Genomic DNA, 24,971 nt, shown 5'->3' on the forward strand with positions numbered 1-24,971 from the left:
CGATATAATGGAAAATATGTGAAGGAAGGGACGAATGACTTATGCGTACACCACCTGCTTTAAAAAAGGGAAGCCACATTCGGGTAATTGCTCCAAGCCGAAGTGCCAGCATTTTATCAGAAGAAGGAATGGCTCAGGCGAAAAAACGTTTAGAGGCATTAGGGTTCACTGTTTCTTTTGGACAACACGTGTTTGAATGTGATCTGCATTCCTCTTCTTCTATTGAACAACGTTTATCTGATCTACATGAGGCATTCTCAAATGATGAAGTCGACGGCATTTTGACAGCAATCGGCGGCTTTAACTGCAATGAGCTTTTGCCTTATATAGATTATGATTTGATTCGTCAGCACCCAAAAGTTCTTTGCGGCTACAGTGATATTACCGCACTTGCAAACGCCATTACCGCCAAATGTGACATGGTGACGTACTCAGGTCCTCATTTCTCCAGTTTTCAAATGGAACAGGGACAAGAAGAGCAGACAGCCATGTTTCAAGCGTGCGTGATGAGCAGCGAGCCATTTGATTTTACCCCTTCTACAAAGTGGAGTGATGATGCGTGGTACCTTGATCAAGCAAATAGGCAGTTTCATCCGACAACATGGGGAATTTATCAGGAAGGAACAGCTAAAGGCACCTTGTATGGCGGAAATCTTTGTACACTGAACTTATTGCAAGGGACATCCTTTATGCCTCACATCAAGGATGCCATCTTATTTGTGGAGGATGATGACTTGGTCTTTCCTGAAATGTTCGCCAGAGACCTTGCCTCGCTCTTGCAGCATGCCGAATCCATTAAAGGGTTAATCATCGGACGTTTTCAAAAGAAATCCAAGATGACAGAGGAACATTTGAGGTTCATTCTAGATAAACATCCAATGCTCAAACACATCCCGGTGATCTATGATGTAGACATAGGACATACACAGCCAGTCTTCACCTTGCGGATTGGCGGGAGTGCCGAGCTATCCTGCTACGACGGACAAATCCAATGGCGTGTTCATGCATAAATAAAACCTAAAAAGCACCCACATATGAGGGTGCTTTTTCTATGCCATTATTTCTTTTTAAAAATTTTTTAGAAAAAGTGATCCAACCCTTCATCCCCTTCGTTAAGTAGATGTAAAAAGAAAAGAGAGGAGGCAAAAACATGTTCTCTGATGTACTTAGCCAATTATTCGATTCTATCTCTAACATTATTAATACACTTGGATAATCCCATTAACGCACACATACTACATGCTTGCCGAAGGGAGGATACGCTCTATGTTCTCTGATGTACTTAGCCAATTATTTGATTCTATTTCTAACATTATTAACACACTTGGGTAATTCCTATGACACGCACATACTACATGCTTTCTGAAAGGAGGATACGCTCATGTTCTCTGATGTACTTAGTCAATTATTCGATTCTATTTCTAACATTATTAATACGCTTGGTTAATTTTCAAAACCCGCTATCTCTCGAGAATAGCGGGTTTTTTATATAAAGAAGCCCCGCTCATAAAATAGAGCGGGGCTCTTTGCATTACATTTTTTCCGGTGCAGATACGCCAATGAGTTTTAATGCGTTGGCTAGTGTAATTTGTGTCGCCTTCATCAGTGATAGGCGTGCTGTTGTTTTTGTTTCATTTTCAACATCAATGACCTTCTCGGCATTGTAGAAACTGTGAAGGGCTGATGCTAGATCATAGATATAGTTTGTGACGCGGTGCGGAATACGTTTTTCTGCTGCTTCTGCTACAACCTCTGGGAAGCTGCCGATGATTTTCAGAAGATCGTATTCTTTATCGGACTGAATGTGAGAGAAATCAGCTTTTTCAAGGTTTGGCTCGTAGCCTTTTTCTTCCCCTTGACGGAGCATGCTGCATATTCTCGCATGTGCATATTGCGCATAGTACACAGGGTTTTCGTTAGACGTAGAAATCGCTAAGTCTAGGTCAAAGTCCATATGAGTTGCCGCACTTCTCATCGCAAAGAAATAACGAGTAGCATCTAAGCCCACTTCTTCAATCAAGTCACGCATTGTGACGGCTTTACCTGTACGTTTACTCATCTTCATTTTTTCACCGTTTTTGTAAAGGTGAACGAGCTGAATGATTTCGACTTCCAGTTTGTCCGCTGGATATCCGAGTGCTTGGATCGCCGCTTTCATTCGAGGAATGTAGCCGTGATGGTCCGCTCCCCAAATGTTGATGAGCTGGTCAAAACCTCTGTCCAATTTGTCCTTGTGATATGCGATATCTGGAAGCAAGTACGTGAAGCTGCCGTCTTTTTTAATCAGGACACGGTCCTTGTCATCACCAAAATCAGTTGAACGTAACCATGTTGCGCCATCTTCTTCAAAGACATAGCCTTTAGCGCGAAGTGTTTCTAGCGCTGGTTCGATTTTTCCGTTTTCATATAAAGACGTTTCAGAATACCACACATCAAATGGGACACGGAAATTCTCTAGGTCGACACGTAGTTTTTCTAGTTCATATTTTAAACCGTACTCACGGAAAAATTTCATACGCTCTTCTTCTGATTCATGCACGAAACGGTCACCAAATTCATCCGCAAGTTTCTGCCCGATGCCTTTGATGTCTTCTCCTCTGTAACCGTCCTCTGGCATTTCTTTTTCAAGACCGAGCGCCTCAAAGTAACGTACTTCTACAGATAGAGCAAGGTTATTGATCTGATTGCCTGCATCGTTGATATAGTATTCACGGCTCACGTCGAAGCCTGCTTTATCAAGGATGTTGCAAAGAGAATCTCCTACAGCTGCGCCGCGGGCATGTCCAAGGTGTAGATCCCCTGTTGGGTTTGCCGATACGAACTCAACTTGAACCTTTTGGCCTTTGCCTGTATTTGTTTCTCCATATGCCTCTTTTGCTTCAAGGACTGCCGGAATCAGTTTCGTTAAGTATTGATTGTTCATATAAAAGTTGATGAATCCTGGACCTGCAATATCCAGTTTTTCAATTGAAGCTTTGCCTTTGTCAAAAGCTTTCACAATGTCCTCGGCGATTTGACGAGGTGCTTTTTTCGCAATGCGTGCAAGCTGCATCGCCATATTGGTGGAATAATCACCGTGAGTTTTGTCTTTTGGCACTTCCAAAAGAACATCCGGCACCTGGCTTTCATCAGCAAGTCCTGCTTTGACGACTGCCGCAATGATTTCTTCTTTTAACGCATCTTTGACCTGTTCTGCGATATTCATGAACGTAAATCCTCCTTATATGAAATCGATAATGTATGTAAATGCTTTTGATCTTCACCTGTCAGCATATCGTACGTAATGTGCAGAAGCCCATTGTCTACATCAAGATCAATACCATGTGTGTGCACATCGAGCTGAAGTGTGCCAAATGGCATCGTGTAATGTGTCACGGTCGTTTCTCCAATGAGAAAGCGCTGCTTCATTTGAATCGCACCTGATCTCATGACAAAAATTTCTTTTTCACTTATTTTGACAACAGTTTTTACTTGACCCATTTCATGTTCTTCATGGTAAGTGAGATACGTTTTGTCATTCTTCTCTTGATACGTTCCAGTTGTTCGGAATTCGATCGTTTCAGCCGGTTCCGTCTCTGGTTTCATCACTGACTTTACATGAATTGAAATTTGGTTTTGTGTCATTTTGCACTTCCTTTGCTAAGACCCGTTTAACTAAAATAGTATACCATAATCCCGATTGCCTATCATCCCATCATTTCTCATCTCCGTGTGGATGAAACCCCATTTTTGATCTTCACATGTCTCTTTAGAAAAAAAGAAAAATGAAGCTCACCCCTATCACGAGTCCAGTCTTGAGCCCTGCGCTTTTTCGATTGATGAGATAAAACAGTGCTTGGATGCCTGAACTTGCCAAAAATGCCTGAAACAAATCAAATGGGAGAAGATGCCCTTGCTTATAAACAAACTGCATCAACAGCGCTATGCCAGTGAGATAGAAAAAGCCTCGATCCTGAAACAGATGAACCATCTCATCCTTTGCCTCTTTTTTCGAGGTGAACGTGGGCGGACTCGCTGCAAGCTCTCTTTTCAGCGTAAGAAAGCCTGCCGCTAACACACATAAAGCGAGTAATACCATCAATACAGAAGAAAACACGACCTGCCTCCTTTATCATGTCACCAATGTAAAAAAAAGAGCTTGTCCATATGAGATGACAAGCTCCTCTATCAAGATGTTATTTCACAAAACCAAGCAGCATTTCTCGTAAAAGTTTGCTTGCTGTATTCGCTGTTTGATCGGAATGATCGTATACAGGCGCTACTTCCACAAGGTCTGCACCGACGACATGCACATCAGAACCAGCAATAGCATGAATAGATGCCAGCAGTTCTTTTGACGTAATACCGCCAGCATCCACCGTTCCAGTACCAGGCGCATGTGCCGGGTCAAGTACATCAATGTCAATTGTCACATAAACTGGGCGGCCTTTCAGCTTTGGCAATACTTGCTTCAATGGCTCCAGCACTTCAAATTTAGAAATGTGCATACCTGCTTCTTTTGCCCATTCAAATTCTTCTTTCATCCCTGAACGGATGCCGAAAGAGTATACATTTTCAGGTCCAATAAGTCCTGCAACTTTACGAATCGGTGTCGAATGTGAAAGCGGCTCACCCTCATATTCCTCACGAAGATCGGTATGTGCGTCCATATGGATGATGGCCAAATCAGGGTATTTCTTATACATCGCACGGAAAACCGGCCAAGACACAAGATGCTCGCCGCCCATTCCTAATGGAAACTTCCCTTTTTCTAAAATGCTGTCAACATACTCTTCAATTAAATCTAAGCTTTTCTGTGCATTACCAAATGGAAGCGGGATGTCGCCAGCATCAAAGAATGGTACCTCGTGAAGTTCACGATCTAAATAAGGACTGTATTCCTCTAATCCAATGGATACTTCACGAATACGGTTCGGGCCAAAACGTGAGCCTGGACGGTAACTGACGGTCCAATCCATCGGCATCCCGTATAAAATGACTTTCGCATCTTCCCATGTCGGATGACTTCCAATAAACACTTTTCCTGAGTAAGCCTCGTCGAATCTCATGCAAGATTCCTCCTTTTACGCTTCAAAAAATGCGCAAACTGACATTTGCGCATTTCCATTTCGCTTGATTTATTTGATTAAATCGCTCACAAATTTCGGCAGAACGAATGCCGCTTTGTGCAATTCTTTTGTGTAATATTTCGTATCAATATCAAAGAAACGGCTGTCTTCTACAGCAAGTGGATCATACTTCTTAGAACCGATAGTAAATGTCCAAAGACCGCTTGGATATGTTGGGATATTCGCTGTATAAAGCTTCGTAATCGGGAAAATTTCTTTCACATCACGCTGTACATTTGTAATTAACTCAGGTGTGAACCAAGGGTTGTCCGTCTGTGCAACGAAAATACCGTCTTCTTTTAGTGCTTTTGAGATTCCTGCATAGAAACCTTTAGAGAACAAGTTCACAGCTGGTCCAACTGGCTCAGTTGAGTCAACCATGATCACGTCATATTCGTTGTCGGCTTCCGCAATGTGCATAAAGCCGTCTCCGACTTTTACATCTACACGAGGATCGTCTAGTTTCCCAGCAATTGAAGGAAGGAACTTCTTCGAGTATTCAATGACCTTGCCATCAATATCAACAAGTGTCGCTTTTTTCACACTTGGGTGCTTGAGGATCTCACGAATAACACCGCCGTCTCCTCCGCCTACAACAAGGACATTTTCCGGGTTTGGATGAGTGAAAAGAGGAACATGTGCCACCATTTCGTGGTATACAAACTCATCTTTCTCTGATGTCATCACCATACCGTCTAAAAACAGCATATTGCCAAACTCTTCTGTTTCCACCATTTCTAAATGCTGAAAATCTGTTTGTTCTGTGTGAAGGGTTTTGTTCACCTTCAATGTAATGCCAAAATTCTTCGTTTGCTTCTCTGTATACCAAAGTTCGCTCATTGTTCATCTTCCTCTCATCCAATAATAAACAAACATCTATTGTTAGCGCCTTTTATCGGCTATGACTATATCGATTGTCCAAGAAAAAAGTATAGTGGATTCATATCAAATTGTAAAGAACCGCATGAGATAACTTCATTTTTAAAGCACACCCTTGCAGTCGCCTGTTTAAAACGGTTTTCTTTGTCCCATACTGATAAAAAACCGTCAAAATGGGGGCTTTGCATGGACACAATCATGAGTAATAAAAAAATCCGCATGACCGTGAAAACGATTCGGGCCTGTTTTTTTATCGGCTTGCTCGCTTTTCTATTTGCAGGCACAGTCTTTTTGACGATTCTTTTACTTGCTAAGTGGCAAGGCGCTCCCTCTGTTCAAGTTCCCCAATCCACGACCATTTATGCAGCCGATGGGTCTAAACTTGGCGAATCAAGCTTTGGAGAAAAGAGATATTGGGTTCCGTTAAAGGACATGTCCCCTCATATACAGCAGGCAGTGGTCGCGGTTGAGGATAAAACCTTTTATCAGCATCACGGCTTTGATGTGAAACGCATGGCGGGTGCTGCGGTGGCAGACATTCGTGCAATGGCAAAGGTACAAGGCGCCAGCACGATCACCCAGCAATACGCACGAAATTTATATTTAGATCATGATAAAACATGGAAGCGGAAGTGGAATGAAGCCTTTTACACGATCCGCTTAGAACAAAACTATACAAAAGATGAGATATTAGAAGGATACTTGAACACCATTTATTATGGCCACGGCGCATACGGAGTGGAAGCGGCATCCCGCCTTTACTTTGGGAAAAAAGCGAAGAACTTAACTTTAGCTGAGTCTGCCTTGCTTGCCGGTATTCCAAAGGGGCCTTCTCTCTACTCCCCTTATGTGAACGAAGAAAGAGCCGAAGCAAGAAAAAAGATGATCCTACAGCAAATGCAAGAGGATGGCATGATCACGAAAAAAGAGGCTGCTGATGCCAGCAAGGAAAAGCTGTCCTATCGCCCGCTCAAGCAAAAGCAGCTGCAAGCAAAGTTGGCCCCGTATTTTTATGATGATGTCATTCGCGAACTGAAACAAACGCTGGGTTTAACCGAGGAACAAATTGAAACGTATGGTCTTCATATCGAAACGACCTTACAACCTGAATTACAAAAAATCGCTGAAAAGACTTTAACCAACATCATGGATTCTGAATCAGGTATCCAAATTGGCTTAACCGCCATTCATCCCCAGACAGGTCATGTGCTTGCACTCATCGGGGGAAGAGATTACGAGAAAAGCCCATTCAACCGGGTCACACAAGCGAAAAGACAGCCCGGTTCAACAATGAAACCACTTCTCTATTACATGGCCTTGCAAAATGGGTTCACTCCAGCAACGGTGATGCGCAGTGAGGAAACCGTTTTTGAACTGGATGAGCAAGGAAGCGGCGCTGCTTATTCACCAAGCAACTATCACGGCTATTACGCCAATGACGGTATTACGATGCTTCAGGCTTTGGCTCTATCTGATAACATTTATGCGGTCAAAACCCATCTATTTTTAGGAATGGAACAGCTCGTACGTGCAGGCAAGACGTTTGGGATTCACGAAAAACTAGATCAAGTGCCTTCACTTGCGCTAGGTACCTCACCTGTCAAACCAATCGAAATGACCAATGCTTACGCGATGCTGGTCAATGGAGGAAAACGCGTCAAACCAACCTTTATTACGAAAGTAACGGATGCAAAGGGCAATGTTCTATTTGAGGAGAAACAAAAACGAGAGCAAGTACTAGATGAAAAAGCAGCATTTGTCACCACTGACATGATGTCAGGGATGTTCAATGATCAATTAAATGGCTATACAAGTGTCACAGGACGTACCATTTCAAAAGATCTTACCAGAAATTATGGAGGAAAATCAGGGACGACAGGCGCTGACAGCTGGATGATCGGCTTCTCTCCCCAGCTCGTCACAGGTGTGTGGACCGGCTATGATAAAGGACGCACCATTGACTCGGTCAAAGAAACCGCCTATGCGAAAAAGATATGGGCTTCCTTTATGGAATCAGCCCTCTCAAACCAGCCAGCCTCCTCCTTCATGCCGCCAGACGGTGTAAAAGGCGTATATATCAATCCAAAAACCGGTGATCTCGCTGGCCCAGGATGCGAATCAAAGGTATTCACCTATTTTATAGAAGGAACGGAGCCGACCGGTGTCTGCTATGGTGCCGAGAACAAAGCATCTGAGCAAGACACCGCTCAAGATCCAAAGCCTAAGAAATGGTGGGAAAAGTGGCTGAAACGTTAAAAATGGACATGAAAAACCCCGAGATCTGCATCTCGGGATTCTCCATGTCCTAGCTTTAACACCAGTTTACTGAAAAAACGCTTGGAATTGGTATCCATTCATCATTCTTCACAAAAATTTCACAATTACTCAGGAGCAGCCAATCCTTCTTTTAATTCATCTGTGGATGCTTCCCATAACGCCTCATTGTGACTCTTCAAGAAATCAGCGAGCACCTTTTTCGAACCATCATCCATATGACTGACAACGATTTTACGCTTCATGGATTTATCCATTAAATTCACATGCTCAGGAAGTGATTTATATCCTCTGCGGATCGAGCGGTCAACCGTCATTTCACAAGCTGTGACACCAGCATAATATGGTCCCTCTTCTCTACGGTCAATCGTCACCCATACGAGCCAATACGGTTTTCCGTTAGGTACCTCTTCTTTGGTTTTTAAAAATTTAATTCCTTTTTCGACTGCACTTCTTGCATGCATCGCACCAATATCAATGACGGCTTCCTTTTCCTCCACATCAATGATCACTGGCGAGATATTATCAAGGCTGAGGGCACCTGCCCCAAAACCTCCATGCCCATCCGTTGCATCTGTTTTTTTAATGATATTAAAACCAATTGGTTTCTTCTTTTTACCTTCCATTCACTAAACCTCCTAAAGCAGCGGCTTCAAAATAAGATTAAACCAGTCAATAATTTGATTACGCATTCCGATCAATGGACCAAAAACAAACTGACCTAGCGGCGTGATGACGAAGATGAGGAAAATGATGATTCCATACTGTTCAAATTGCGTCATCTTTGCACGGATGCCGGGACTGACAACATCCTCAATAATACGATATCCATCCAGCGGCGGGATCGGTAATAAGTTAAATAGGAACAAAATCACGTTCAAGTTAATAAAGATTTGGAAGAAATAATCGATCCCCGGCTCAAAGCGCATGAGCGACTCCCCGCCAAATTTCTGAAGAAGCACATACACAAAAAAGCCTAGAAACGCCAACACCAAGTTACTTAATGGGCCAGCAATCGAGACGCAGATTCCTGCTAAGCGCGGGTTTTTGAAATGGTACCGATTCACAGGTACAGGCCTCGCCCAGCCAAACCCAGCCACAAAGATCAAGATCGTCCCGAAAACATCAAGGTGCTTCAATGGATTGAGCGTCAGTCTGCCTTGATTTTTAGCTGTCGGATCTCCAAAACGATACGCAACATATGCATGCGCCAGCTCGTGCATCGTAAAAGCCACAACAAGCGTAATGGCGACATATGGAATCAGTTCTAATGGATAAACAAGAAATTGGTCCAAAGGCATGAATCCCTCTTTCTTTCTATACAATGATTTACTTCATTCAGTATACTATAAGAAGTCCCTTAAACTAAAGGGAAGCGTAGCACTACAGGAAAAAGGAGGTTGCCATCATGCCGATTATCACCGTTCAAATGCTTGAAGGAAGAACAGATGAGCAGAAAAGAGCTCTTGTGGAGAAAGTCACAGATGCCGTTGTTGAAACAACAGGCGCAGGTGCAGAAAAAGTCTCTGTCATTATTGAAGAAATGAAAAAAGAACATTATGCTGTAGCAGGAAAGCGAATGAGCGACCTGTAAGCATATAAAAAGGACAAACACTTTTTCGGTGTTTGTCCTTTTGTCTCTTACCTTATCTGTACCAAGCTTTATTACGGTTCACTTGATTTTTATGAGCCGCATCGAAGTAATCGACAGTGTAAGAATAATCATAATTCATTAAGCAGACAATTCCGCTGCCTTGAGGGTCATGCGGCAAACCAAAGTTATGGCCGTATTCATGTGTAGCCGCTTTTGCTGTATTCGCTGTTCCTTGATCAAGGTTGACGCTGAATGCACTTCCGCTCGGTGCACTATTGTAAACATAAGCGATTCCGCCAGCATCAAAGTTTGGATTTGCTGTAAATCCTGTGACAAAATCGTATCCTCTGCCATCAAAGCTGCGCTGAAGGTTAGACAAAATTTGTGATGCATTTGATCCTGAAGACGTCCAAGACCCTACGGCTTGTACGACAAAGTCCACATCATGATCACGGTTAAATGTCACATCCGCTTGCTCAATGATGCTGACAATTCGCGTCTGCCAATCACTATATTTCGCACGATACTGCGCATCAGCTACTGCATAGACGGTCACTTTCTGACTGCCTGTACTAGCTTTTGTTGAAATCGAATCTCCTGTATTTGCTTTAAAGGTTCTAGACCCTACCTGTTTACCAGACTCGTCTAAAATTTTTGTTGTCACATCTCTTTCAATAGGAGGTGCCTTCGTCAAATCTTTAAAATCGTTTGCCTTTGGCAACCCTTCACTAATATGTGTTTCGAACGGCGCATGACCATGATCATGCCCATGACCTGCACTTGCAACTGGTGCTGAAGCTGAACTTACCCCCGGTAACAAACTACCTACCAATAAAAATGACAAAAAGACTGAACGCTTTTTCATTCCTATCCCTCCTTTGTTTTTCACAAAGTTATATATTCACTGAAAATTCACCATTTTCCTTCTATTCAGTAAAAAACAGGGAATTTGATATACAGGAAGAAAGTCGAATCATGTCATTTTCACTAATTTTTCGGATATTTTGACACACATTTCATCAAAAAACAGCACTTTTGGTCTGGGTCATTTACATAGTAATCATCCGCCTTTTTCTAAAATGATGTCATAGACCCAGCCACACCATATAAAGAAGAAAAAATTGATATTAGAAAAGATAAAGTCAGACTTTACTGATACGAATTATACTTCTTTGCGATTCTCCCTTATGATGAAGAACATAAAAACAATGCTACTTCAAAACAGAAGGGACGATCCACATGTCTGAAAAAAAGCACATACAATTTGGATTAATGTTACATGGTCCAGGAGGTCATATGAATGCATGGAAGGATGAATCCGTTCCAGCAGATGCAAGTGTGAACATTGATTATTATCAAGCAATGACAAAAAAGGCAGAAGCAGCGGGTTTCCGTTTTGTCTTTGTCGCAGATGGCTTATATATTCATGAACATTCAATTCCTCATTTCTTGAACCGATTTGAACCATTAACCATCTTATCCGCTCTTGCAGCGGTCACAAAACAGATTGGACTTGTGGGCACCGTATCCACTTCTTACAGTGAGCCCTTTACCATTGCACGGCAATTTGCATCCCTAGATAAATTAAGTAAAGGCCGGGCCGGATGGAATGTTGTGACTTCCCCACTTGAAGGCTCTGCTGAAAATCACATCATTCGTCCGCATCCAAGCCATTCACTTCGATATGAAATTGCAGAAGAATACTTAAAAGTAGTGAACGGCCTATGGAGCTCATGGGAAGAGGATGCTTTTATAAGAGATCGATCAACAGGGGTTTTCTTCGATCGGGATAAACTGCACACATTAAACCATCATGGCAAACACTTTTCTGTCAAAGGTCCTTTGAATATCGAACGATCTGAACAAGGTCAGCCCGTGATTTTTCAGGCAGGTGCGTCAGAGGCAGGAAAGGATCTAGCCGCAAAAGAAGCGGACGCAGTATTTACGAATGCAGACTCACTTGAGAAGGCGAAAGCATATTACCGCGACGTGAAAAATAGAGCCGCAGCGCTGGGCAGAAATCCAGCTGATATCAAAATTTTCCCTGGCATCCACCCGATTACAGGGAGAACAGTCGAAGAAGCAGAAGAAAAATATGAAGCCATTCAACATCTGGTCTCTATTGAAGAAGCCCTTCATTACCTGGGCAGGTTCTTTGATCACTTGGACTTCAGTCAATTTCCACTTGATGAGCCATTTCCTGATATCGGTGATGCCGGTTCAAACAGCTTTCAATCCACAACAGAATCGATTAAAAAAATGGCGAAAGAACAAAACTTGACCTTAAGAGAAGTCGCTCTACGAGTGACCACTCCCAAAAGTGCTTTTTTCGGAACTTATGAACAAGTGGCAGACCAGCTGATCCAATGGATCGAAGAAGATGCCGCAGATGGATTTATTTTTGGCGCGCCTATTCTAGCAAGCGGTTTATCTGAATGGACGGAACACGTCATTCCGATATTAGTAGAAAGAGGATATTACGACCCGAATTATCCAGCTCATACCCTTCGTGAAAATTTGGGTCTGCCTATTAAGAAGAATCAGTTTCTTAAACAAACCGTGAAATAAACATGAAAAGAGGGGTTAGCTCAAAGGCTCCCCCTCTTTTCATGTTGGTTGATGCAGTCGATTTTCGATGAGATCAATGAATTGAAGTACGGCTCTTCCTGGCGAATCATTTGTTTTCCTCAATAGACCAACTGGCGGGGAAACATGAATGCCCTTTATTTCTAATACCTTGGTGCCTGGAAGGGTAAAGGAATGAGCAGTTCGTGTAAAAAGAGAGACACCTAATCCAGCCTGAACATAATGTTTATGGGACATGCTGCTCGTAATCTCTAACTTATTGTAATTGGTCCCAATGACATCGACGATTTGTTGTTCGATTTGAATACGGATGGGGCAATTGTGTGGCGTGAATAAAATGGTCTCATCCTTTAAATCGGTCACCTCCACTACCCCTTTTTCCGCTAATCGATGGGAAGACGGGACGAGCAGCACGATATCATCTTGAAAAAGAGGCTTATAGCTATTCTCCATCGAAGCTTCTGGTGCTCCGCAAATCGCAAAATCAATCTCATCATGAGAAAGTAAGGAACTCAACGTATTCGCATCCGCTACTTGCACAGAAAATTCTACATTCGGAAACCTTTCCTTGAATTCTGCAATAAGTGCAGGAAATTCTAAGCTGGCTGTAGGCTCAGAAACACCGATTCTAATGAACCCCGCAATGCCCACTTCTAAATCTTGGAGTGTTTTCGTCAATTTCTCATATTCATTGAGTAAAGAATTGGCTCTTTCATAAAAAAGCTGTCCTGATGCTGTTAACTTTAAGGTCTTCCCTCTTTCTAGAAGCTTCTCTCCAATTTCCTCTTCTAAATGTTTGATGTGCAAAGTGATGGTTGGCTGAGAATAATTCAGCGCTTCTGCTGCTTTTAAAAAATTTCCGTATTTCACGATCGTGGCAAAGGTGCGTATCGCTCGAATCTCCATGAAAACCCCTCTTCTCCCTATATTTTAAATATCTGAATCGTGTATTTATGATTACTAATTATACTTTTCTATTGGTTTGCCTTATTATAATTTATATTATCAACTATTCCAAGTTGTTTAGAAGGAATTATCAGAAATGGAGGAGACGAATTGGCAAAAGTAACGATTATAGCAGGCGGGCATTCCGTCCAATCTCGGTTAACCGGTGTCCTGCAACATATCCATCATCGTTTGGCGTTACATGGGATTGATGTTCATGTCATTCAAGTCCACCAGCTTCCTAGCGGCGCCTTAATAGGAGCAGATTTTTCAAACGAAGCCATTGTGAAAGCCATTGATCTTGTGAATGAGAGCGACGGTGTCATTGTGTTAACACCTGTCTACAAAGCGTCTTTTTCCGGTATTTTAAAAACTTTTTTAGATCTACTCCCCCAGAAAGCGTTACAAGGGAAACCCGTTCTTCCCTGTGTTTTAGGAGGAACATACGGACATTTGCTCGTCATTGAATATGCACTTAAACCGATCATTCATCAACTCGGTGCAACCGTCGTTCAATCTGGCGTGTATGTTGTCGATCAACAGGTCTCAAAGCAGGATTCAGATAGCTATGTGCTTGATCCAGATGCCACAAACAGATTAAACCTCGCACTATCTCAATATCAAAGTCTAATAGGAGGAACAGCCAATGTCGCTCACCCTTAGTATTCTTGATCAAAGCCTCGTCAGTGAAAACGAGAAAGCAGAGACGGGTATTCAGCATACTGTCAGATTGGCTGAAGCAGCAGATCAGCTTGGTTATCACAGGTTTTGGGTGTCTGAACATCACAATAATTCTCAAGTGGCAGGATCATCCCCTGAAGCCCTCGCTGGTTATCTTTTAGCAAAAACGAACCATTTGCGAATTGGGTCAGGCGGTGTCATGCTTCAGCATTACAGCCCGTTTAAGGTGGCTGAAACATTTCATGTACTGGCATCACTAGCGCCTGGCAGAGTCGATTTAGGCGTTGGGAAAGCACCGGGAGGGTTGAACCTCTCGACACAAGCGCTTCAGGAAGATTATCAAGCGTCACGGAAAGACTTTTCTCAAAAATTAGTGGATCTCAAAACGTATCTTACTGAACAAGCAAATGAATTAAATGCTCAGCCAATTCCTAGCGTATCACCCGACATGTTCCTTCTAGGCGGCAGTATTGAGAGCGCGGAATTCGCAGCAAAACTTGGGATATCCTTTGTGTTTGCCTATTTTATTAACGGGGATGACGCATTATTAAAAGAAGCAAGAGAGACTTTTCAAAAATTCAAGACACAGAACACGCACCAGCAATTTCTTCTCGCCATCACCGTATCTGTAGCAGAAGACCACGAACAAGCCCTCTCGTACATCAAGCAAAAGGAAACAGTAAAGGTCTCCTTTTCCGATGGAAGAAAGCTTAATGTGACGTCACTAGAAGATGCAGAAAAGCTGGTGAAAGGAACAAACAAGGAACACTACAACATTCACGTTCAAAAAACCGGTTATACCGCTGGCACAAAAGAAACCGTTCATCACCGGCTGACTGAACTAGCCGAGACATATGAGATCAACGAGTTCATTGTGCTATCTCCGATTGTAGACATTGAGGCAAGAATAGCGTCTATCACATTATTAAAAGAAGCATTTGATCATGAACTAACAGCCAAAAAACAAATAAACCAAGAGGTGAGCGTCTAATGTCAAATAATCAAAAAATCATTTTATGGAGCAAAAATGGATGCAGCTTTTGTCAGGACATTCAGTCCTATTTCAACGAACAGCATATTACTTATTCAACCATTGATGTAACAGAGCATGATCATTACAGAAATATTTTAGAAGAAAAATACGGCGTCCGTTACGTGCCAGTAGTAGAAATCAGCCGTGATTCCCACGTGTATCAAGCATTTCTGAATCCAGATATCGATACTTTACGAAAAGCGTTGAGCTGACATTACACACTACCCTTTTGATTGGAGGTTTGTCATGAGTCGAGATATTTTTCGCATCGCTACCGAAGAAGATGCACCGGCTTTTCTAGAATTGCTGTCCAGTGCATTTAAACCGCTAGGAGAAATGGGCATTGATTGGCCATCCACGAACGCCACACTTGAAATGGTCACAGAAAACATCAAACAATCCGTTGCTGTTGTGTTAGAACGAGACGGGCGGCTCATATCAACCATCACCATACGTTTTCCATGGGAGAGCACTCAACCGGTTTCAGGCTATCCATTTGTTTGGTGGTTTGCCACAGCTCCTGATTTAGCCGGTCAAGGGATTGGAAATAAGCTGCTCGATTATGTAGAAAACACCTTGCTCCGGCAGACATTTAAAGCACCAGCATACACACTAGGCACTTCTGGCCGGAAACACCCCTGGCTTCTAGAGATGTACGAACGAAAGGGCTATACAGCATATATTGAACGTGAAGCCGATAATGGCGACTTAGGTGTATTAATGTATAAAGTCCTCATCCCTGAACGGTTCGATGCCGCCATATTAGGCGCACCGCCCTCAGAAGAAAAAGTCCAAACGACTTCAACATAGGAGGTGATTCAACATGGGGGAGTTTTTCAAATGGGAGTATGTCGTCACACTCTTCCCTAAAGTATTGTCAGCCCTTCCAACAACCTTACTGATCGTTTTATTTGCCACTTTGATTGGCAGTTTTCTTGGATTCATTCTTGCTTATTTTCGAATTGAGCGTATTCCCATCCTGCATCAGCTCAGTGCAATTTATGTCTCATTTATTCGCGGAACACCTATCCTTGTTCAAATGTTTATTGTGTTTTATGGCCTGCCTGGTGTGCTTGCAACAATTGGGCTTGATATCTCCATGTGGAACAAATTGATCTTTCTGTATATTACATATGGACTCAATACAGCTGGGTATTTTTCAGAAATATTCCGATCTGCCCTATCGAGTGTCCCAGCATCTCAATATGAAGCGGCCGCCTCGATTGGACTGACGAAATGGCAGATTTATAGAAGAACGCTTATTCCTCAAGCAGGGAGAATCGCCCTTCCTAATATCGGCGTGGCCATTGTCAACTTATTACAAAATACCTCCCTCGCCTTTACATTAGGTGTGATGGACATGATCGGAAAGGTTCAAACATTAGGGGCTTTATACTATCGCGTATTAGAAGGATACTTTATTGCTGCCGTTATATTTATCATTTTAAGTATGGTGTTAGAAAAATCATTTGACCTATTGGAAAAACGGATCAATACACCGAAAACAAAAAAACAGCGTCAGACGGCATTGCTTCCCTTAAAAAGAGCCGAAGCGGCCTTCACTGTAGAAAAACGTGCAAAATAAACTGGGGAGGAATTTACATGAAAAATAACAGAATATTCAGTAATAATTACATCATCGGTCTGCTTCTACTTGGTTCATTGCTCCTTGCCGCCTGCGGAAATAATGAGCAATCGGATGAAGTCAAAGCAGAAGCAAACAATAATGACCCAGATGCAAAAGAAATCGTCATTGGGACAGGGAACGCCTATCAGCCCTTCGTTTACTTAGATGAAAACGGCAAATTAACAGGCTACGAGAAGGCTGTATTAGATGAAGTGGATCAGCTGCTACCACAATATAAGTTTAAATATGAATCCTTTGAGTTTAAAAATATTCTGCCTGCTTTAGATGCCGGTAAAGTTGATCTCGCTGCACACCAATATGAAATCAATGACGAGCGTCAGAAGAAATATCTATTTGGAAAAGTTGGCTATACAGATTATACAAGTTATGTGGTGGTGAATAAAGCATCCGGTCATGACTTTCAAAGCCTGGACGATTTAGCTGGACACAAAGTGCACACCTCTACAGGAAGTAATTTCGCTTATCTGCTAGAGCAATATAACGCAAAGCATGATCGGAAAATTGACATTGTCTACGGGGATGGCGGGAACGAAATTTTAGTCAAAAACCTGCAGAATGGCACGGTCGATGCTGCCTTACTCACAAAGTATGACGTCAATAAGCTAAACAAACAGTTCAATGCTCATCTTGTGACATCCGGAAAGCCTGTAAACGTATCTAAAACGTATTATTTATACCAAAAAAACAATACAAAACTTCAAAAGGACATTGATCAAGCCCTGCAAAAACTGATTGATAACGGCAAGCTCGCTGAATTGTCTAAAAAAATATTGGGCGGAGACTTTACTACATCATAAGAAAGGAGCGATCTGAGTGGATTTTGACGTTGCTTTTATGTTTCAGGCCTTTGTAGCCGCACTTCATTATTTGCCAACGACGCTGCTATTAGGTTTTCTCCCGCTATTATTCGGCTCCGTGTTTGGCTTTGGCATTGCCCTTATTCGTTTTTATCAAGTGCCTATATTGTCTCCATTGTTCAAATGGTTTGTGGCGATTTTCAAAGCCATTCCTGTTGTATTAATCTTGCTCGTGTCTTATCTTATTTTTTCCGATTCGCTCGATCAATTGGCTGCATCTCTTTCGCTGCCCATCCGTTTTAGCGATTTAGATAGACGATGGATTGCCATTTTCGCCCTTTCTTTATATGCCGTCAGCGGGTTATCAGAGATATTTCGAAGCTCTCTTGCGTCCATCCCAAAGGGTCAATTTGATGCCGCTCTATCCGTTGGTTTCACAGGCAGGCAGGTGTTGCGAAGAGTGATCATTCCACAAGTCTTTCCCATCTCTCTTCCTTTACTGAACAACATGCTCATCAGTTTAATCAAAGCCTCTTCTCTCGTCTCTATGGTGTCTGTGGTCGATATTTTAAACGGCGCTTTAATCAAAGCCAATGTGAATTACCGTTATCTTGAAGCATACATTGCTGTTGCCCTTATTTACTGGGCTTTGTGTGCCTCTATTGAAGCCATCACTGCTGGATATGAGAAATATGTACACAAAAGTAAAAGGGGGCGGTTCGCATGATTCACATCAAACAAGTGCATAAAGCATTCGGTCAAAACCAGATTCTAAAGGGAATTGATTTAACGGTGGAAAAAGGCGAAGTCGTTGTCATTTTAGGTCCGAGCGGCTCTGGGAAATCAACATTTCTCAGATGCTTAAATTTTCTTGAGCGTGCGGATCAAGGTGAAATCAGCATTGATCAGACCACTGTCACATTCAATCAAGCAAAACCGAAAGACATTCTAGCAATTCGCAGAAAAACAGCCATGGTCTTTCAGCAATACGACCTGTTTATTCATAAGACAGCACTTGAGAATGTCATGGAAGGCTTAGTCATTGCCCGTAAACAACCGAAAGACCAAGCCTATGACACAGCCCTCCATTTGCTCACAAAAGTAGGGTTACTAGAGAAAAAAGATGCCTATCCGCATCAATTATCTGGCGGACAGCAGCAGCGAGTAGGCATTGCAAGAGCACTTGCATTGAATCCCGAGGTCATTTTGTTTGATGAACCGACCTCCGCTTTAGATCCCGAGCTTGTAGGTGAAACACTTGACGTCATTAAACAAGTGGCACAAACAGGCGTCACCATGATCATCGTCACGCATGAGATGAGCTTTGCCTATGATATTGCCGACAGGGTCATTTTCATGGAAGATGGTGTGATTGTCGAATCAGGCACACCAGAAGAAGTCTTTGAACAGACGAAAGAAGAACGGACGAAACAATTTTTAGCAAGATTTTCTTATCATCATTCCTAAAAAACAAGTCGATCCATGAGGTCGACTTGTTTCTGTTTCTATATGCGTGCAAAATAAAAACCAGTCTGTTCTAGCCATTGGCTATCACAAACTGGTTCTTGTCGTTAGTTCAATTCCTTCAACTGATCAATATACGCAAGGGCTGCCTCAAATTCTTCGTCCGTATAGCGCTGCTTGCTTTTAATGGTGAAGACCTTTTCCTTTACCTCATCTTTTGGCAGATCATCAAAGTATAAAATCGTTGAGACAAGCTCTAGAAAACGAGACGATTGCTCATTCATCTGCTGCGTCAGCACTTTGAGGTCAGGCATGTCCACTTCACACTGATCGAGAAACTCTTTCCCATTGTCCGTCAGCGAATAACGATATTGATAGTATCCGCCCTTTTTTTCCTTCATTTCGTCCAAGAATCCAAGGTTGCACAGCTCTTCAATTCTGAGCGTCAACTCCTCTGAATAGGGACCATAAAAATGAAAATCGTATTTCTCGTAAAAAGGCAAATCTAGCTTTTTTGCTATGTAAATCATTTTTTGCAGCTTCTTCCGTCCAACGATTTCCCCAGATTCAGAGAACACCTTCATCAACTTTGCATGCTCTTTCAACAAATTCCCGACATCTCCTTTTTCAGTACTTCCTTATCCCAATCCAAGCAGCTTCATGATCGCCTTCTTTTCTTCAGCTTTTTCCGACATATCTACAATTAAGTCCATCGGGAAATAAAGTTTATGATCGGTTCTTCGTTTACCGGAAATGGCGTCAACAATATCTGACTGTCTCGACAGTTCTTTAATATGACCACTTTGCGTCAAAAGGTGGATCGGCAGCCGCTCTTCTTCTTCGCCCGGTCTATAAAAGTCATAAGGCAAATCAGAGGAAGAATCGACCACTAAATAATAGTCAGGATCAATTCCTGCTTCTTTGAACAAAGCAGTCAGCTTGAAATATTTCGTCATTTCTTCGTTTGGATTAAACTCTGTATATTGGAATAAACGGCGGTTCATAAAACGGCGGCACAAATCAGCCAGCACGTGATCTTCTTCATCTTCCCACGCCTGAAAATAAAATAAGACAATGGATTCATCCAGCTTAATATAGTCCTCTGTGGTGACATTTCCTTCAAAAATTGAATAAAAATGAACCGGAGCATGTGTAAAAATGTAGCCAGTTTCATGCAGCTCTTTTGCACGATGGAGGATTTTTGTTAAAATGACCTCCGCACTGCGGGTCACTGGGTGAAAATACACTTGCCAGTACATTTGATAGCGGCTCATAATATAATCCTCTACGGCATGCATCCCGCTCTGTTTCATCACAATCTGATCTTCTCTTGGACGCATCACGCGTAAAATACGTTCCATATCAAAGTGACCATAGCTGACGCCTGTATAGTAAGCATCACGCTGCAAGTAATCCATTCGGTCGGCATCAATTTGACTTGAAATCAAACTGACCACCTGTTTGTTTTGATACGTTTTGGCAATGACTTCTGCTACATGCTTTGGAAAATCGTCACTGACCCGGCGCAGCACTTCATTTACTTCCGTCTGCCCTAAAATGATATCTCTTGTAAACGATTCATGATCTAAATGAAAGACCTTTTCAAAGGAATGAGAAAACGGACCATGTCCAAGGTCATGAAGCAGGGCGGCACTCAGTACAAGCTCACGCTCCCCTTCATCCCATTCGGGTCTTCCTTTAAACACATCATCCACAATTCGTCTGACAATCTCGTATACACCGAGTGAATGATTAAATCGGCTGTGTTCTGCCCCATGAAACGTTAAATAAGTGGTGCCTAGCTGTTTAATTCGTCTAAGGCGCTGGAACTCTCTCGTTCCGATTAAATCCCATATCAATGCATCCCGTACGTGAACATAGCGGTGCACAGGATCTTTAAATACCTTTTCTTCGGATAATTTCCCTTTTGGATACGCCATCGTTTCGTCCCTCTTTTTTTAAGACGTGTTTCTATTATATCGGGTAACTTTTCCCGAAAACATCCTTGAATTTGCTGGCGAATGTGTTCTCATAGATTGAACGGACGTAAAAAGCCCGACCTGACAGGGACGGACCTCTTTTTAGGTCGACTGAACACATTCAGTGACATTTATTTGACTTTTTTTTGAACCTTTTCGAGTAACTCATCTTCTGTTGGTGCGGATAATGGGCGATTGTTCACAAACGCAAAAGCCTTTTTTCGTCCTGGACCGCAATACGATTGACAGCCAATCTCAATTTTTGCATCAGGGTCAACCGATTTAAGTCGAGGCAATAACGTTTTTAGGTTCGTCGCATCACAATCGTCACATACGCGAAACTCATTAGCCATGTTCTTACGCTTCCTTTCAATGATGAAACTTCATTCTATATGAAACAGTTGGACAACTAAGAGTGAATAATATACCACCCAACATTGTACATCGAAGCGACTGGAGTTGCAAGAAGCATTGTCAGCACAGAGACGTATTCACATAAAAGCTAGTATTTTCCACTATCCTTTTAGCAAACTTGTATAAACCTTCTTCAACTTGGCTAATCTAATACCATCAAATCTTATGGGGGTTTAAACACATGTCAAAACAAAGACAAGATGCTTGGTCAGAGGAAAATGATCTCCTTCTGGCAGAAACCGTCTTACGTCACGTCAGAGAGGGCAGTACACAGCTGAACGCATTTGAAGAAGTTGGAGACAAGCTAAACCGTACCTCAGCGGCATGCGGATTTAGATGGAATGCTGTCGTGAGGCATCAATATGAAAAAGCATTGGCACTTGCCAAAAAACAGCGTAAACAACGCATGCGTGCTCTCGGCAATGGACAGCCTGCGAAAAAACGTTTGCTCTATCAGCCGCAAGTTGAAGAAACGATCACACAGGAAGAGTTCTCTCAAGAACTGGAACCTGCGCAAGAAGAAACGTTTGCACCTGCAGCCGAAACAGCCGACCAGCTTCAGTTTGTGGATCAAAGCTACAATGAAGAGTTAGCTAGTTTATCACATTTATTGTCACAGGCTTCTCAAGTGACAGAGAAAAAGCCAGAAGCCAATCCATTTGGGCAGCGCCAAGAGTTAACCATTGAGGATATCATTGATTTCTTACGCCGCTATGAAGGCGATGGACAGCAATCATCTGCCTTACGGATGGAAAACAGCCGGTTAAAACGAGAAAACAACGAACTTTCACATAAAGTCACGCAGCTAGAAGCTGAAGTGAAAAAGCTTGAAAAGGATCAGCTCACCATTCAAGAAGATTATGAAACACTCGTCAAAATCATGAACCGTGCAAGAAAACTAGTTTTGTTTGAAGAGGACGACAGTGCCGCACCAACCTTTAAAATGGACCGGAACGGCAACCTTGAAAAAATGGCAGAATAAGCAAAAAGTGCTCCCCACCTGCGGGAAGCACTTTTTTAAATATCCAAAAATAGCATCACACTAAAAAGGACATTGATCAAGAAGACGAACATAAAAATATACCTAACTTGCCTCACCTGAAAATCACCAAAGATAAAAATATAAAGCCCTGCGATACCAAGCGTCAGTACAGGTTGAAGAAACGGCACGAAAAGCGAAATGCCGTAGCCGGCTCCTATGATGACAGGAAGCCATAATAAATAGAGATAACCGCCATTTTTGGATTTCAAGAAACCACTCCCTCTCTTTCTTCTATCTGCTTGATTTCAGGCTGAACAAACTTGAGTCCGGCCATTGTACGTCTGCGTTTTTGTGATGTCCAAATCGCAATCGCCGGCTGATCCGTTAGAGATTCTGTGTCAATGGTGATCAGCACTTTCCCATTTAATTCAATTGAATCTTCAAACTCAATTTTGCACCCAGATAAACTGATATCATGTATGATCACCGGCATCTTCTCTTCTAGTCTGTCCTCATAGGCGATCGTGCCTGTCACACCTTGCAATGGCCTTCTCATCCATTTGCGACGCAGAGCCTTTGGTACCTTCTCCGTTTCTCTTAAAAAGCGGAGAAACGTCCGAACAGCATACGATTTTTTCTCACGATCCGTCATCGCTACATGCTCTCGTGTGAATAAGAAACGGATCAGTGATAAATACTCTGATTTTTGTGTGTCAGTAAAAGCAACACCAACCATCAGCTTGTCTCCCTCTGGATAGCTCCAAACCACGTCACACGCCACACTTTCATTCTCTGAAAAAAATAATTGCGTTTGTCCTTGATAAAGAGAAGACGCTTGGTCCAATGGAATGGATAGACGCGCACCTGAATCACTCATATCTAGTAGAAAACAAGCAATAGACTGATCTTGATGATCAGAACGAAGATGCCCCTCTTTTTCAATGACAAATCGCTCTGATTTCCGGTAACGCGGTCGATCAAACGCCACAAGCAGTGCCATGAATAAGCCTGCACCGTTATAAAGCACCCAAAAAATATTAATCAACATGAGATCAGCGTTCATCGTCCCATTTACCTTCACATCGTAACCTATTTTCACAAGGGCAAGCAATGAGAGCAGCAAGAAGATCAGATGGGGAATCATCGTTTTCAAATGAAAATGCCTTTTGTCCGTTTGAATTCCCTTCGGTGTCACCAGAAATTCAACACGTTTCTTCAAGAACAGTTCACTGAGTGCCACACCAGCTAAGTGGAATGCCATTGAACTTTCATAAATATGACTCCAAAACATACTTCTTTTTTGATTCGACACAAGTTTAAATGCTAAATACGAGCTAAAGAACGCCGGCAGCCAAAACATGAAAACGGACTGGAAATCTGCCCAGAAACTTTGAATACCAAACAATAAAAACAAAATCGGTGTGAGAATATAAATCATTTTAAACAAACCGTTAAACCAATACACAATGCCATCTAAATAAAGAACGCGCTGCATAATCGTTAAGCCGCGCACCTTCAAAGGATTAAACTTACGGGCACACTGAATGTTCCCTCTCGACCAGCGATCTCTCTGCTTTAACAGATCAAGCCAGCTTTCAGGTGCCAGACCGACGGCTAATACTTCTCCGACAGACACAGATTTGAATTTCCCCTGGAGAAGCATTCCTGTTGCCATGTCTTCTGTAATCACTCCAGTAGCAAATCCGCCAATTTCATCTAATGCCGTTCTTCTAAATACCGTATTACTCCCAACATACATGACGGCATTAAACCGATCCTTACCAGCTTGGAGAGTTTGCATGAAGAAGTCCTGCTCATTTGGAATTCGATCTTTCGAGAACATATTATATTGGAAAGGATCTTCGTTATAAAACGCCTGTGGAACTTGAACAAACGCAGTTGCTCCATCATGAAAATAGGGCACTGTTTTTTCTAAAAAGGAAGGAAGAGGGACCATATCTGCATCAAGTGTCAGAATCAGCTCTCCATCCGTTTGAGACATCGCATGATTTAAATTACCTGCCTTAGCAAATCTGTTATCTGTTCTTGTCAGATAATGAACACCAAACTCAGAAGCAAGCTGCTCTACAGCTTCCCTATTGCCATCATCACATAAATAAATTTGAACGCTTTCCTTCGGATAAGAGAGATTCAAACAACCTGCAACAGTGCGTTTCAGCACCTCAATCGGTTCATTATATGTAGCTATGAAAATATCAACTGTTGGCAGCCTTTCAAGATCACTGATCATGACTTGTTTCCGATTTGAAGGCTTCCAAACAAGTGTATAAAACACAAGCAGCTGGATAAACCCAATGCATTCACAGGCAACAAGCAAAATGCCCATGACAATATTAAAAGTACCTTCATGCGGCAATGTAAAGAAGAGACGCCAGCAAATATAGGCAGCATTTGTTAACACACATAGCACAATGATGATTTTTTTCACAGTAGAAGCCATTGGCTGGATACGATATATCATATACAAAAGAGACAAAATACAAAGCATAAACAGCGGGTAATACGTGGTGATGAATGACAAAACATTTTCCTTCTTTCTTATGTCATAAAGGACTATCACATATAA

27 protein-coding genes are annotated in these 24,971 nt (G+C 42.3%); 13 read left to right on the forward strand and 14 right to left on the reverse strand.

The window, feature by feature from the left end:
• The first annotated feature begins 41 nt into the window (after window positions 1–41).
• A complete protein-coding gene (locus MHI41_RS17345) occupies window positions 42–1,010 on the forward strand; it encodes a S66 peptidase family protein (protein WP_317328206.1) in 969 nt (322 codons plus the stop codon).
• Between the two features lie 521 nt (window positions 1,011–1,531).
• On the opposite strand, the gene argS is transcribed toward MHI41_RS17345, so the two are convergent.
• From argS to speE, 5 genes are all read right to left on the reverse strand, one after another.
• The gene (gene argS / locus MHI41_RS17350) at window positions 1,532–3,205 is read right to left on the reverse strand and encodes an arginine--tRNA ligase (protein WP_048001121.1); all 1,674 of its coding nucleotides are present in this window, start codon (window positions 3,203–3,205) and stop codon (window positions 1,532–1,534) included.
• Window positions 3,202–3,624, reverse strand: a complete 423-nt coding sequence (locus tag MHI41_RS17355) for a DUF1934 family protein (protein ID WP_007497707.1) — start codon at window positions 3,622–3,624, stop codon at window positions 3,202–3,204. Before MHI41_RS17355 ends, argS begins: the two co-directional genes overlap by 4 nt.
• Before the next feature lie 124 nt (window positions 3,625–3,748).
• A complete protein-coding gene (locus tag MHI41_RS17360) occupies window positions 3,749–4,096 on the reverse strand; it encodes a hypothetical protein (protein ID WP_007497708.1) in 348 nt (115 codons plus the stop codon).
• A gap of 79 nt (window positions 4,097–4,175) precedes the next feature.
• Window positions 4,176–5,048, reverse strand: a complete 873-nt coding sequence (gene speB, locus MHI41_RS17365) for an agmatinase (protein WP_017360073.1) — start codon at window positions 5,046–5,048, stop codon at window positions 4,176–4,178.
• A gap of 69 nt (window positions 5,049–5,117) precedes the next feature.
• Window positions 5,118–5,948 carry a spermidine synthase gene (gene speE, locus MHI41_RS17370; protein ID WP_003214614.1) on the reverse strand — a complete coding sequence of 277 codons (831 nt, stop codon included), beginning with the start codon at window positions 5,946–5,948 and terminating at the stop codon, window positions 5,118–5,120.
• A 225-nt stretch (window positions 5,949–6,173) separates the two neighbouring features.
• On the opposite strand from speE, the gene MHI41_RS17375 reads away from it, so the two are divergent.
• Entirely contained in the window at window positions 6,174–8,243 is a 2,070-nt protein-coding gene (locus MHI41_RS17375; RefSeq protein ID WP_342494353.1) for a transglycosylase domain-containing protein, read from the forward strand.
• Between the two features lie 125 nt (window positions 8,244–8,368).
• On the opposite strand, the gene MHI41_RS17380 is transcribed toward MHI41_RS17375, so the two are convergent.
• Together MHI41_RS17380 and MHI41_RS17385 are read right to left on the reverse strand one after the other, a co-directional pair.
• Window positions 8,369–8,887 carry a YwhD family protein gene (locus MHI41_RS17380; protein ID WP_272511209.1) on the reverse strand — a complete coding sequence of 173 codons (519 nt, stop codon included), beginning with the start codon at window positions 8,885–8,887 and terminating at the stop codon, window positions 8,369–8,371.
• A gap of 12 nt (window positions 8,888–8,899) precedes the next feature.
• Entirely contained in the window at window positions 8,900–9,556 is a 657-nt protein-coding gene (locus MHI41_RS17385; protein WP_234781042.1) for a site-2 protease family protein, read from the reverse strand.
• A 113-nt stretch (window positions 9,557–9,669) separates the two neighbouring features.
• Here MHI41_RS17385 and MHI41_RS17390 point away from each other — a divergent pair, with 113 nt between their 5' ends.
• Window positions 9,670–9,855, forward strand: a complete 186-nt coding sequence (locus MHI41_RS17390; RefSeq protein ID WP_008343530.1) for a 2-hydroxymuconate tautomerase — start codon at window positions 9,670–9,672, stop codon at window positions 9,853–9,855.
• A gap of 52 nt (window positions 9,856–9,907) precedes the next feature.
• Here the strand turns inward: MHI41_RS17390 and MHI41_RS17395 are convergent, their stop codons facing one another.
• Window positions 9,908–10,720 (reverse strand): zinc-dependent metalloprotease, encoded by an 813-nt coding sequence (locus MHI41_RS17395; protein ID WP_035389836.1) that lies wholly within the window; start codon window positions 10,718–10,720, stop codon window positions 9,908–9,910.
• A gap of 374 nt (window positions 10,721–11,094) precedes the next feature.
• Here MHI41_RS17395 and MHI41_RS17400 point away from each other — a divergent pair, with 374 nt between their 5' ends.
• Window positions 11,095–12,423: an LLM class flavin-dependent oxidoreductase gene (locus tag MHI41_RS17400; protein WP_025208149.1), complete on the forward strand. Its 1,329-nt coding sequence runs from the start codon at window positions 11,095–11,097 to the stop codon at window positions 12,421–12,423.
• A 39-nt stretch (window positions 12,424–12,462) separates the two neighbouring features.
• On the opposite strand, the gene MHI41_RS17405 is transcribed toward MHI41_RS17400, so the two are convergent.
• Entirely contained in the window at window positions 12,463–13,347 is an 885-nt protein-coding gene (locus MHI41_RS17405) for a LysR family transcriptional regulator (protein ID WP_008343536.1), read from the reverse strand.
• A 150-nt stretch (window positions 13,348–13,497) separates the two neighbouring features.
• On the opposite strand from MHI41_RS17405, the gene ssuE reads away from it, so the two are divergent.
• From ssuE to MHI41_RS17445, 8 genes are read left to right on the forward strand one after another with little or no spacing between them, the layout of a single operon-like run.
• Window positions 13,498–14,049 carry an NADPH-dependent FMN reductase gene (ssuE, locus tag MHI41_RS17410; RefSeq protein WP_046526744.1) on the forward strand — a complete coding sequence of 184 codons (552 nt, stop codon included), beginning with the start codon at window positions 13,498–13,500 and terminating at the stop codon, window positions 14,047–14,049.
• Window positions 14,033–15,058, forward strand: coding sequence for an LLM class flavin-dependent oxidoreductase (locus MHI41_RS17415; RefSeq protein ID WP_019743233.1), 1,026 nt, complete (start codon window positions 14,033–14,035; stop codon window positions 15,056–15,058). The genes ssuE and MHI41_RS17415 overlap by 17 nt, the downstream gene beginning before the upstream one ends.
• Window positions 15,058–15,312 (forward strand): glutaredoxin family protein, encoded by a 255-nt coding sequence (locus tag MHI41_RS17420; protein ID WP_342494354.1) that lies wholly within the window; start codon window positions 15,058–15,060, stop codon window positions 15,310–15,312. The genes MHI41_RS17415 and MHI41_RS17420 overlap by 1 nt, the downstream gene beginning before the upstream one ends.
• A 34-nt stretch (window positions 15,313–15,346) precedes the next feature.
• Window positions 15,347–15,910, forward strand: a complete 564-nt coding sequence (locus MHI41_RS17425; RefSeq protein ID WP_008343543.1) for a GNAT family N-acetyltransferase — start codon at window positions 15,347–15,349, stop codon at window positions 15,908–15,910.
• Window positions 15,911–15,923: 13 nt separating this feature from the next.
• On the forward strand, window positions 15,924–16,685 hold the full coding sequence (locus MHI41_RS17430) for an amino acid ABC transporter permease (protein ID WP_008343545.1): 762 nt from the start codon (window positions 15,924–15,926) through the stop codon (window positions 16,683–16,685).
• Between the two features lie 17 nt (window positions 16,686–16,702).
• Window positions 16,703–17,545, forward strand: coding sequence for a transporter substrate-binding domain-containing protein (locus MHI41_RS17435; RefSeq protein WP_076821293.1), 843 nt, complete (start codon window positions 16,703–16,705; stop codon window positions 17,543–17,545).
• Window positions 17,546–17,561: 16 nt separating this feature from the next.
• Window positions 17,562–18,272 (forward strand): ABC transporter permease subunit, encoded by a 711-nt coding sequence (locus MHI41_RS17440; RefSeq protein ID WP_342494355.1) that lies wholly within the window; start codon window positions 17,562–17,564, stop codon window positions 18,270–18,272.
• On the forward strand, window positions 18,269–19,012 hold the full coding sequence (locus MHI41_RS17445) for an amino acid ABC transporter ATP-binding protein (protein WP_144683422.1): 744 nt from the start codon (window positions 18,269–18,271) through the stop codon (window positions 19,010–19,012). Before MHI41_RS17440 ends, MHI41_RS17445 begins: the two co-directional genes overlap by 4 nt.
• Window positions 19,013–19,116: 104 nt before the next feature.
• Here MHI41_RS17445 and MHI41_RS17450 read toward each other — a convergent pair whose 3' ends face one another.
• The 3 genes from MHI41_RS17450 to MHI41_RS17460 form a co-directional block, all read right to left on the reverse strand.
• Window positions 19,117–19,617, reverse strand: coding sequence for a YwgA family protein (locus MHI41_RS17450; RefSeq protein ID WP_007497715.1), 501 nt, complete (start codon window positions 19,615–19,617; stop codon window positions 19,117–19,119).
• Between the two features lie 30 nt (window positions 19,618–19,647).
• Window positions 19,648–20,949, reverse strand: coding sequence for an HD domain-containing protein (locus tag MHI41_RS17455; RefSeq protein ID WP_007497716.1), 1,302 nt, complete (start codon window positions 20,947–20,949; stop codon window positions 19,648–19,650).
• 170 nt (window positions 20,950–21,119) lie between these two features.
• Window positions 21,120–21,341, reverse strand: coding sequence for a DUF1450 domain-containing protein (locus tag MHI41_RS17460; protein ID WP_003215259.1), 222 nt, complete (start codon window positions 21,339–21,341; stop codon window positions 21,120–21,122).
• Between the two features lie 242 nt (window positions 21,342–21,583).
• Here MHI41_RS17460 and MHI41_RS17465 point away from each other — a divergent pair, with 242 nt between their 5' ends.
• Window positions 21,584–22,384, forward strand: a complete 801-nt coding sequence (locus MHI41_RS17465; protein ID WP_056704187.1) for an RsfA family transcriptional regulator — start codon at window positions 21,584–21,586, stop codon at window positions 22,382–22,384.
• Between the two features lie 35 nt (window positions 22,385–22,419).
• Here the strand turns inward: MHI41_RS17465 and MHI41_RS17470 are convergent, their stop codons facing one another.
• Together MHI41_RS17470 and MHI41_RS17475 are read right to left on the reverse strand one after the other, a co-directional pair.
• Window positions 22,420–22,653 (reverse strand): DUF5970 family protein, encoded by a 234-nt coding sequence (locus MHI41_RS17470; RefSeq protein WP_008343557.1) that lies wholly within the window; start codon window positions 22,651–22,653, stop codon window positions 22,420–22,422.
• Window positions 22,650–24,926, reverse strand: a complete 2,277-nt coding sequence (locus MHI41_RS17475) for a glycosyltransferase (RefSeq protein ID WP_342494356.1) — start codon at window positions 24,924–24,926, stop codon at window positions 22,650–22,652. Before MHI41_RS17475 ends, MHI41_RS17470 begins: the two co-directional genes overlap by 4 nt.
• Window positions 24,927–24,971: the final 45 nt, after the last annotated feature.

This window comes from Bacillus sp. FSL M7-0307 (genome assembly GCF_038627835.1).
Taxonomy (GTDB): domain Bacteria; phylum Bacillota; class Bacilli; order Bacillales; family Bacillaceae; genus Bacillus; species Bacillus altitudinis.